Source organism: Pedobacter sp. 01N416 (assembly GCF_056399685.1).
In genome coordinates this window covers 1-10539 of the sequence record NZ_JBFTRT010000121.1, presented here as the reverse complement: position 1 = coordinate 10539, position 10539 = coordinate 1, and the positions used below count along the sequence as shown (strand labels likewise).

At 39.9% G+C, this 10539-nt stretch carries 4 protein-coding genes; all 4 read left to right on the top strand.

What is annotated here, in order from left to right; translation table 11 throughout:
- The first annotated feature begins 253 nt into the window (after window positions 1-253).
- Window positions 254-2335, top strand: a complete 2082-nt coding sequence (locus AC1DND_RS08795) for an FUSC family protein (RefSeq protein ID WP_477580863.1) — start codon at window positions 254-256, stop codon at window positions 2333-2335.
- An 874-nt stretch (window positions 2336-3209) separates the two neighbouring features.
- A complete protein-coding gene (locus AC1DND_RS08790) occupies window positions 3210-3869 on the top strand; it encodes a GDSL-type esterase/lipase family protein (protein ID WP_477580861.1) in 660 nt (219 codons plus the stop codon).
- 722 nt (window positions 3870-4591) lie between these two features.
- Window positions 4592-7510, top strand: coding sequence for a ligand-binding sensor domain-containing protein (locus AC1DND_RS08785; protein WP_477580860.1), 2919 nt, complete (start codon window positions 4592-4594; stop codon window positions 7508-7510).
- A 260-nt stretch (window positions 7511-7770) separates the two neighbouring features.
- Window positions 7771-10539: SusC/RagA family TonB-linked outer membrane protein (locus AC1DND_RS08780; RefSeq protein ID WP_477580858.1), on the top strand; the 2769-nt coding region annotated here is incomplete at its 3' end.

Genomic DNA, 10539 nt, shown 5'->3' with positions numbered 1-10539 from the left:
GCTCCCATGATCGCTCCAATAAGTGCTGTATTCAGTCAGGCGTGGAAATAATAAGAACCCCTTCCTCTCCGTAGTGTTCAGCGCAGCGTCACTACCAAGTAACACAGAAGATTAAGTTATGAACACGCAATTACGCTGCTAAAGTCCAAAGAACAGATCGGTATCTGGTTTTGTGTAGCTATTTGTTATGCATGCATTATAAATCTGTTATCTTTGCAGCTTTTATCAATTATCAGCATTCATTAACATATTCATGGGCAAAAACAGCATCGGCTCTACCATTTCGTATTTCTTTTTAGGCGAGTACTTTTCTGATGCCCTGCGCACCACCATTACTGTGGTATTGCCCATTATTTTATTCTTTTACCTGGGTAATCCTGAAGCGGCAAAAGGAATAGGGGTTGGGGCTTTACTGATCAGTTTAACCGATCTGCCCGATAACCGATTGAACAAGCTGAAAACAGCACTATCGAGTATTATCGTTTTTTTCGCCACCACGCTGGTGGTTTCATCAGTTTTAGATGATGTTTATTTAACTGCGGTGGTAGTAGTCATCGCTGCTTTCAGCTTTTCGATGTTTGTCGTATACGGACAGAAACTCTCGCTGATTGGTACCATGGCGCTGATTGTATGTACATTCGTGATGGGTCTTCACCCTGAACGACCGCTGTATTTTAGCAGTTATATCCTGGTTGGTGGAGTTTGGTATTATATCATCAGTTTAATCCAGATTTTAATCCGCCCTTACCGCTCACTTCACCATGCCATTTTCGAATGTTTGATGAGCAGCGCAATGTTCTTGAATGCCAAAGCCAAAAATTACGATGTGGATGAACCACTCGATCTGCAACAAAAGGAAGCCATAAAACTGCACATTAAGGTTAACCAGAAACATGAACTGATCAGGAACCTGTTGCTTACCGATAAGTACGCTATGAACCCCGATAACGTTAAAGGCCAACTGTTATTAGAAAGGGCGAGGTTACTGATCGATTTGTATGAGCAATTGAATGCCGTACATTATGATTATGCCTTGGTGCGCAAAACGCTGGCAACGGGCCCGAGTTTAAAACTGATTGCCACCTTGATTGGATTGCTGGCGAAAGAGCTTGAACAGTTGGGCAGGCACGTTCGGTCGGCCAAGGCTTATAAGGGAGAAGTGGCCACCAATATCGAATATTACCAGAAACGCGTAATGCTGTTGCAGGAAATGGAGCGTTTAAACGAAACCCAGCGTAAAATTGTATTAAAAGTGGTTTCGAACATGAACGATATTGTGCGCATTATCGAAATGATTAGGGGCAATGAGCGCACGCCCGAGAAACATTTACAAGAACTGAGCGGATCTATTTCTTATCCCTTGTTTGTTACCGGCGATCGCTTTTCGATCAGGGAACACGTTACGTTAAAATCGCCAATCTTTAGGTTTTCGTTGCGCTTGGCCATCTGTTTTCTGTTTGGTTTCTTGCTCATTTGGCAGTTGGAACCGAGCAAATACAGTTACTGGCTTTTTCTCACCCTGGTCATTGTGGCAAGACCTAAATTTTCGATTACCTGGAAACGGAACTTACAGCGGTTAAAAGGAAGTCTTGGCGGGGTCGCCGTCGGATTGATCATCATCTATTTTGTGAAGAGTCCGGCGGTGCTGCTTTCTTTTTCGGTGATTTTTTTATTGGGTTTTTATGCCTTTAACCGTTTAAATTATACCGTAAGTGTATTGTTTATTACCCCAGCAGTAATTTTAACGCTGGGCAGTTACCAAGGGCATTTCGACCATATTGTACACGACAGGATTATTTTCACGGTGCTGGGCTGTGTAATTGCCATTTTTGCTACCTATCTTTTCCCCATTTGGGACAGCCGCCAGTTGAAAGAGAAAATAAGCAAAGCCACAAAAGATAGTTTGCACTATTTGCAGGTGGCGATAGAAAGGAAGGAAAACCTGGGCGAGAATATTCCGCGCATGGCCAGAAAAAATGCCAACCTGAGTTTATCTGCATTAAGCGAAGCGATTGAATCGGCCAGTCAGGAGCCCATGCGGAAACATATCGATTTTAATGGTTTGTATGGGGTACAGTCGACCATTTACCAGATCAATGCAATTATTACTTCTATATACCTTTCGCTTAACCATAAACCAGAACAGGCTGATCCATTGTTGGTTAATCAGATTGTAGGTAACCTGAGTACTGCAGAGGTGCTAAAAAGTGATGCTAGGCCTCATGTTGATGCAATAGATGTTGATCATGATGACCATTCTACCAAACAGAAACTGGCACATATTGCGGCTTTATCGTTAGAATTTAACAGGTTTAGTGCTGGTTTCAGGGGTTAAATTTAATTGTTTGTCAGTCTGTCCAAAGGACTCCTACGGAGAGGGGAGTCAGGGCCCTGCTAGCTGTTGACTTTTGAGCTCTTTTTTGTTCCCGCAGATTAAGGTGATGAGCGCAGAAACTTCAAGATCATCAATTTTCTAGAGATAGATTAACTCGTTGAGCTTATATGAAACTTATATGTCTTATATGGTTCACAGAAAGAGGGTCTTCGACAGACCACATTGACAGACTCCAATAAAGTGGTCGTCATTCCCGCGCAGGCGGGAATCTTAAAGCGCTCGCTACTAGCGATAGTTGTAAGATTGCTTCGTTGGCTGAAAAAGCCTTCTCGCAATGACGATAATCTGAGGAGATTTAATTTTTTAAATTCTCCTGTCATTCATATTGATTTTTATACATAAATTACCCCTCAGGATGATAGATTCTAAAAATCAGCGTCAGCGGGAACCCCCTTTATACTAATCATAGCAAATTGTTCGTTAATAACCTTCAACAGCCTTAGCTTGATAGCGGATGCCCGCAAGGAGAACCTTTGAACGATTTTTATTAAAAAGCTTCATTTCAGGGTTGTTAAGCGTTCTTCTTTAAAATTAAATGCATTGATTATTAGTGTTTTATTATTCTTTTAGTTAATTAGTGTTAATTATTTAGAATAATTCTAAATAAAGACCTATATTTGTTCATCATTATATTTGGTTAGTTGATGATAACAAGACCTGTTTGCCTGCATTACTCAATGCAGGCGAATCAGGCACTACTCCACAGTAAATTTCAATCTATTTCTTTTACATACGTACAGTAATAAATTTGATTGAATTGATAGTAAAAAATAGGATATTGGTATATTGTGAGCCTTTAAACATCCTTATTCGCATGAAAAGATCATTTTTAAGCTTCCTTTTGATTTCTTTTTTAACTGTAACTGCTTTTGCCCAAAAGAAACCTAATTTTTGGGATGACGTGCAAACCATTAAAAAATACGATCAAATGTACAAACCACCCGTTCATCCGGTGTTGTTTGTAGGAAGTTCATCCATCAGGAAATGGGACGACTGTACACAGATTTTTGCCAAATACAATGCTTTAAACCGCGGAATAGGTGGTGCTGTAATTAACGATATTACCTTTTATTTAAATGATGTTGTTTTTCCTTACCAGCCTAAGCAGATTGTACTGTATGTGGGGGAGAACGATTTACCAAACGAAACGGTTACACCTGATACTGTTTTAAACCGCACCATCCGTTTAGTGCAGGCCATTAGGGCAAAGTTACCAACGGTGCCTATTGTTTACATCTCTATTAAACCAAGTCCGAGCAGGGATAAATTTAAAGCAAAGGCAGTAGCTTCGAATGCATTGATCGCAAAATTTTTAGCTAGAGAGGCCAACACGAAATTCGTTAATATATATCCATTGATGCTAACCAAAGACGGGCAGCTTAGACCAGAACTTTTTGTTGGAGATATGTTGCACATGAATGTTGCTGGTTATGCCATCTGGCGAAAAGCGGTAGAACCGTATTTAATGAAATAGTCATTTTTTACCAACTAAGAGATTCTGATCAAGATATTTTTCTCTAATTATTTTTACCATATAAGACATGTAAGAACATATGAGCTTACATGTCCTTAAATTCTTATATGGTTAGAAACCTTTAGGATGTTRCGCTTTAAAATAAAACAACATCTTTTTTTACAACCTAAAAAGGCTGTCTCATAATTATAGTTTGCTTCGAATTTGCCAAGTTGTCCAAAGGACTTCTACGGAGAGCCTGTCGAAACGCCTTATGAGACATCTAAAAAAGGTCCTTCGACAAGCTCAGGATGACAATTTTATATTTATAATACAGCTTCTTTTAATTTCATTGCACAGTCCCAGCAAACTAGCCCCGATTGAACGGAAAGCCCGCAATCTTGATTTTTCATCGGGAGAGGACTTGAAGTAAAAGCGGGACTGAAACAACCCTAAGCACTACAGGCTTTGTGCTCCAAAAAATAAGATTAAATTTTCTCACCACCTCAAGCAAATACCCCCCTAAGGTGTCGCTGCCACCAGATTACCCATCATTTTACCATATAAGAGATATAAGAACACATAAGCTTTCATTTTACCATCTAAGGCAACTTGGCACACCTAAGAAAATAAACATTAGCTATTTCATACTCATAATGATTTGTTTTAGTGGATGCGGTAAGCAATGTTAACCGGAATTAAAATTATATATTTATTATTGCGTGCGAATGATCCCTAACCATATGTACAAACTTCTGCTTGCCGTTACTTTTCTTCTGATGGGCTATCATGCGTCGGCCCAGGATCTTTTGGGCATTCCGCAGATTGTAAATTACAATAACGAGCAGTACAACGCAGGGATGCAGAACTGGGACGTTAAACAGGATAAAAACGGGATTCTTTATTTTGGGAACAATGAGGGGCTGCTTACTTTTAACGGTCGCTATTGGAACCTGTTTCGCTTACCTAATTATACCTCGGTACGCTCCATCGGGATCGACTCTAAAAACCGGATTTATGTAGGTGGACAGGATGAATTTGGTTTCTATTACCCCAATGAGAAAGGGATTTTAAAATATACTTCGCTTTTAAGCCTGCTACCCGAAAACCTGCGGAAACTGGCTGATATATGGGACATCTCGATTATCCACGACGAAGTTTTTTTCAGGTCGAACAATTCCATTCTGCATTATAAGGATGGGGTGATTAAAAACTATAAACCCAGTAAGGCCTGGCTATTTATGGGCATGGCCAATAATAAAGTGTTTGCCCAATCGGAAGAATCGGTTTTAATGGTTTATGAGCAGGAAATGTGGAAGCCTTTTTGTGCTGATCCGGTTTTCAAGAAATCGTCTGTTACAGCTATTTTACCTTATAATGGCGATACTTTGATGGTTTCTACGTTAAAGGGCGGTTTTTTTCTATTGATTAACCATCAGCTTAAACCCTTCAAAACCAATCTCGATCATGTGTTTTTTAACGACCGGATTTATTTTGCCAATCAGATCAATCAAAATCTGTATGTAGTAGGCACCACCTCTGGAGGGGTATATATTATGAACARAGGTGGAGAACTGATTCAGAAATACAATTACAGGGAAGGTTTGCAGAACAACAACGTAAGGGGAGTACTGCAAGACCGCGATAAGAACATGTGGTTGGCTTTAGATGATGGGATTGCCTATGTGGCCATAAATAGCGCTATTAAAAGTATTTTTCCTGACCGTAATAAACAGATTACGAGTTATGCATTTAGGAAGTTTAACCAATCAGTTTATATTGGTACATCGAACGGTTTGTACATGACCAAAGTTAATCCTGCTGCCGAAGATTTAAGTTATGCCACCTCGAATTTTGAGGAGGTGAAAAATACTAAAGGGCAGGTTTGGGGGCTTGATGAGATTAACAGTAAGCTGTTGCTTGCACACGAGGAGGGTACACTTTTGGTGCAGAACAATGTAGCTAAGCCGCTTTACAATTTACCAGGCACCTGGTTGTACCAGACTTTAGATCGGGTTTACCCGAGCAGCGAGGTTATTGCAGGCACTTATTGGGGTTTACAACGCTTAACCTATAAGGATGGGCTATTTAATAATGGCGGAAGAATTGACGGCATAAATGAGCCGCTGCGGTTTCTTGTAGCGGATAATAATAACCCCGATCATATCTGGGCATCGCACCCTTACCATGGGGTATATAAAATAGAATTGCAGCCCGATCATAAACGTGTACTGCATACCACCATGTATACTGACCGCGATGGATTACCTTCTAAATTGTACAATTATGTGTACCATATAAAAAACAGGGTGGTAATTGCAACTGTTGATGGCATTTATGAATATGATAACACGAAGAAAAAATTTGTCCGCCTAAAATTATTGGCCAATGCCATAAAGGGTATTTCGGTGCAATATATGAAGGAGGATAACGACGGGAACATTTGGTTTGTAAGCAATAAAAAAGTAGGCGTAATCGATTTTAGCCGGCCATCAGGATCGAATCCTTTTAGTATTTTTTATTTGCCCGAGTTAGATGGCAAAGTAGTAGGCGGCTTCGAATCTATTTACCCCTTGGATAGTAAAAACATATTTATTGGAGCCAATAAGGGAGCCTACCATATTAACTATGAAAAATACATCGAGAACATAACCAAACCAATTGTAGTGCTGGGGCAGATTAAATTGCTTGGTAAAAAGGATAGTTTGGTTTTTGGAGGCTATTTTACAACCAAGGGCATCATTTCTGCCAAACAGGATCAGAACGAGATACCTGAATACACCAATAATTTAAATTCAATGCATTTCGAATATTCCTCAACGTTGTTCGAGCATGATAAAAATATTAAATTCAGTTATCAGTTGGTTGGTTTCGATAAGGAATGGTCGGCATGGAACACGAAAAGCGAAAAGGACTATACCAATCTACCTGCTGGGAAATATACTTTCAATATTAAAGCCAGAACGGATGTAGGTAACGAATCGGAAGCGGTAGGCTATACTTTTGTCGTGCTGCCAGCCTGGTACAATACCATATGGATGAGGATTTTTTACCTGATTTTGATTGTGCTGTTAATTAGGTTGATTATTAGATGGCAGAAGCGAAAACACATTAAAGAGCAGGAGCGGATGAGCTACCTGCATCAGCTGGAACTGGATCGGAACGAAAAGGAAATTGTTAGGCTGCAAAACGAAAAGTTAGAAGCCGATGTAAATTACAAGAACAAAGAACTTTCTACCATGACCATGCACCTGGTACAGCGTGGCAAAGTATTGGCCAAGATTAAAGAAGTGATATCGGCTGTAATTAAAAACCACGATATAAATGAGAGCTCACCAAGTTTCAGGCACCTCATCAGGCTAATTAAGGATGTGGAAAAGAAAGACCAGGAACTGGACCATCTGAGCGTTCACTTCAATCATGTAAACACCGAATTTTTCAATAAACTGAAAGACCTTTACCCTGATTTAAGTCAGAACGATTTAAAGTTTTGTGCTTATTTGTCGATGAATCTTTCGTCAAAAGAAATGGCGCAGTTGATGAATGTAACCATTAAAGCCATCGAAGTGGGCCGATATCGCTTAAGAAAGAAGCTCCAGCTTAAGCCAGAGACTAATTTATATGAGTTCCTGATCAACATTGCCCGCCAAAAAACACCTTAAAACAATGTTTTCGTTACAAATAAGAACGTTTTTAGTTAAAATAGCTTAAGTGTCTGGTATTCAGTTTGATTTCATTTTCATTGTAGGGCTTATGTAGGCCTAAAAATCTTCTTTTTTGGTTAATTGAGTGCTGCTGTATGGTTTGTGTAGTAGCGTAAAATTGTTCAATTGTACTGCACGGTTATAGATTTGATTTATGAAACGGGCTACCAAAAGCCCCGGTCATTAACTAACCAAATATTAACTTAAAACTAATTTCTATGAGAGGAAGATTTACATTCGTATTCTTCATTTACTGTATCATGGCATTTCCGCTGGCCTTATTGGCACAAGACATTCCGGTTACAGGAAAAGTAACAGAACAAAATGGTGCCCCTTTACCTGGCGTAACGGTTAAGCTTGATGGAACTACCAAAGCTGCATCTACAGATGCCAATGGTGTTTTTAGCATTCAGGCACCTGTTGGCGGTAAATTAACTATCAGTTTAATTGGTATGGCAACGCAAACGGTAACCGTTCCTGTAGGCGGCCGTATCAATGTTTCGCTTGCAGCGGATTCGAAAGATTTAACGGAAGTTGTAGTGGTAGGTTACGGTACACAAAAGAAAAGTGTCGTAACCGGATCTATTTCTAGCGTAAAGGCAAAAGATTTAGAAACGATGCCGATTAACAGAATTGAGCAGTMGCTACAAGGTAGAACATCTGGTTTAACTATTGCAAGTGGAAACGGGCAACCGGGTACCAGTTCTACGGTTAGAGTAAGGGGATACACTTCTTTCGCATCGTCGGGAAATAACGATCCGCTTTGGGTTGTTGATGGGGTTATTGTTGATAATGGTGGTATCGGTTATTTAAATCAATCTGATATCGAATCGATTGAGGTTTTAAAAGATGCCGCATCGCAGGCCATTTATGGTGCACGGGCTGCAAATGGAGTAATTATTATTTCAACCAAAAAAGGAAAAGCAGGCGGGATAAACATCAATTACAATGCATTTTATGGTACCTCGGCTCCGGCTAAGAAACTCGATTTGTTGAATGCAACAGATTATGCCATCATCAGAAATGAATCGGCCGTTAATTCTGGGAAAGCTGCACCTTATGCAAATCCTGCATCTTTTGGGGTTGGCACAGACTGGCAATCGGTAATCTTTAATAATGATGCGCGCAGACAAACACATGAGTTTAGTGTATCCGGCGGAAATGATAAAGCGAATTATTATACATCCTTTGGTTATATAGACCAAGATGGTATAGTTGCAAGCCCGATTTCGCAATGGAACAGGGCAAACGTTCGTATAAATACTACTTTTAAACCGGTAAAATGGTTAACCTTTGGAGAGAATATGGGGTATAGCCACTCCGTATCGAGCAGTTTGGGTAATACCAATAGCGAATTTGGCGGACCTTTAAGTTCTGCTATCAATTTAGATCCTATTACACCTGTAATTGAAACCAATCCGGCTATTATTGCTGCCTCGCCGTATACCTTGCCAAATGTTTTAAGAGATCCGGCCACTGGTTTTCCATACGGATTGTCGAGTGTGGTTGGACAAGAAATGAGTAACCCACAGGCATACATGCAAACCAGACTGGGAAATTATACCTGGGATCATAATATTGTTGGAAACGTATTTGCAGAGATTCAGCCTTCGCAGGAATTTAAATTCAGATCATCTCTTGGAACAAAGGTTGCATTTTATGGAGAGGACCGTTTTACACCTCTTTTTTACTTAACCTCGTCAACCAAGAATGATAAGGCATCGTTTTACAGGGAGATGAACACGGTGTTAAACTACAACTGGGAAAATACCTTAAGTTATACCAAAAACATAGGTAAACACCATGCTTTTGCCATATTAGGTCAGGGCTATTACCTGGATAATAATAATCGTGGCATAAATGTAAACTTTGCCAACGTAATTGCGACAAACTTTTACGAAGCCAATATGAACTATAAACCAATTGCGGGTGATAGAACCAGCGATGGTAGCGATGGTACGGCGCACACCATTAACTCGTTGTTTACCAGGGTAACGTATGATTACGATGAGAAATATTTATTTACAGGTATTATCCGTCGTGATGGATCTTCGCGTTTTGGTAGCAACAACAGATTTGGTTACTTCCCATCGTTCTCACTAGGTTGGGTACCAACCAAAGAGGGCTTTTGGAAAGAAAATAAAGTGATTAATTTCTTGAAAATCCGTGGGGGCTATGGTGTTACCGGTAACGATGCCATTGGCGATTTCAGGTATGTTGCGTTGGTGAACAGCGGGCGTAATTATACTTTTGGTACTACAGATATAAGTACTATTGGATGGAGTCCGGCTGCCTTGTCAAATCCTGATTTGAAATGGGAAGAAACCCGTCAAACCAATATAGGCTTCGACTTAACCTTATTTAATAATTTTAATCTATCGGCCGAGTATTATAAAAAGAAAACCGTTGGTGTTTTGCAAACGCCTGATATCCCATTATACGTTGGGGCAGCAGGTGGAGCAGCAGAAAATGTTGGCGACATGCAAAATACAGGTCTTGAGTTCGAAGTTGGCTATAAAAAGAAAATCGGCGAGTTTAACTTAGGCGTTAATGCAAATCTATCGACATTAAAAAACAAGGTGACCAAGCTGTTGCCAGGAAAAACTTTTATTGAAGATAATGCACAGAGCTTTCAAACCATGGGTAATTTTACCAGAACAGGTTTAGGCAGATCTTTCAACGAATTTTATGGTTACGAAATGCTGGGTATATTTCAGTCGCAGGCAGAAATTGATGCATATAAAGGACCAAACGGCACTATTTTGCAACCTACAGCAAAGCCTGGTGATATTAAATATGCCAATCTAGATGGTAATGAATCTATTACCGCTGGCGATAGAACCTATATTGGCAGTCCGCTACCTAAGCTTACTTATGGTGTTACCGTAAACCTGGCCTACAAAGGCTTTGATATGGTGGTGTTTGGTAATGGTGTTGCGGGTAATATGATTTTTCAGGGCTTAAGACGTTTAGATGTTACTTATGCC

Excerpts from the sequence above, each read along its gene's own strand:
- AC1DND_RS08790 (WP_477580861.1), top strand. The coding sequence starts at position 3,210 with ATGAAAAGATCATTTTTAAGCTTCCTTTTGATTTCTTTTTTAACTGTA.
- AC1DND_RS08795 (WP_477580863.1), top strand. The coding sequence starts at position 254 with ATGGGCAAAAACAGCATCGGCTCTACCATTTCGTATTTCTTTTTAGGC.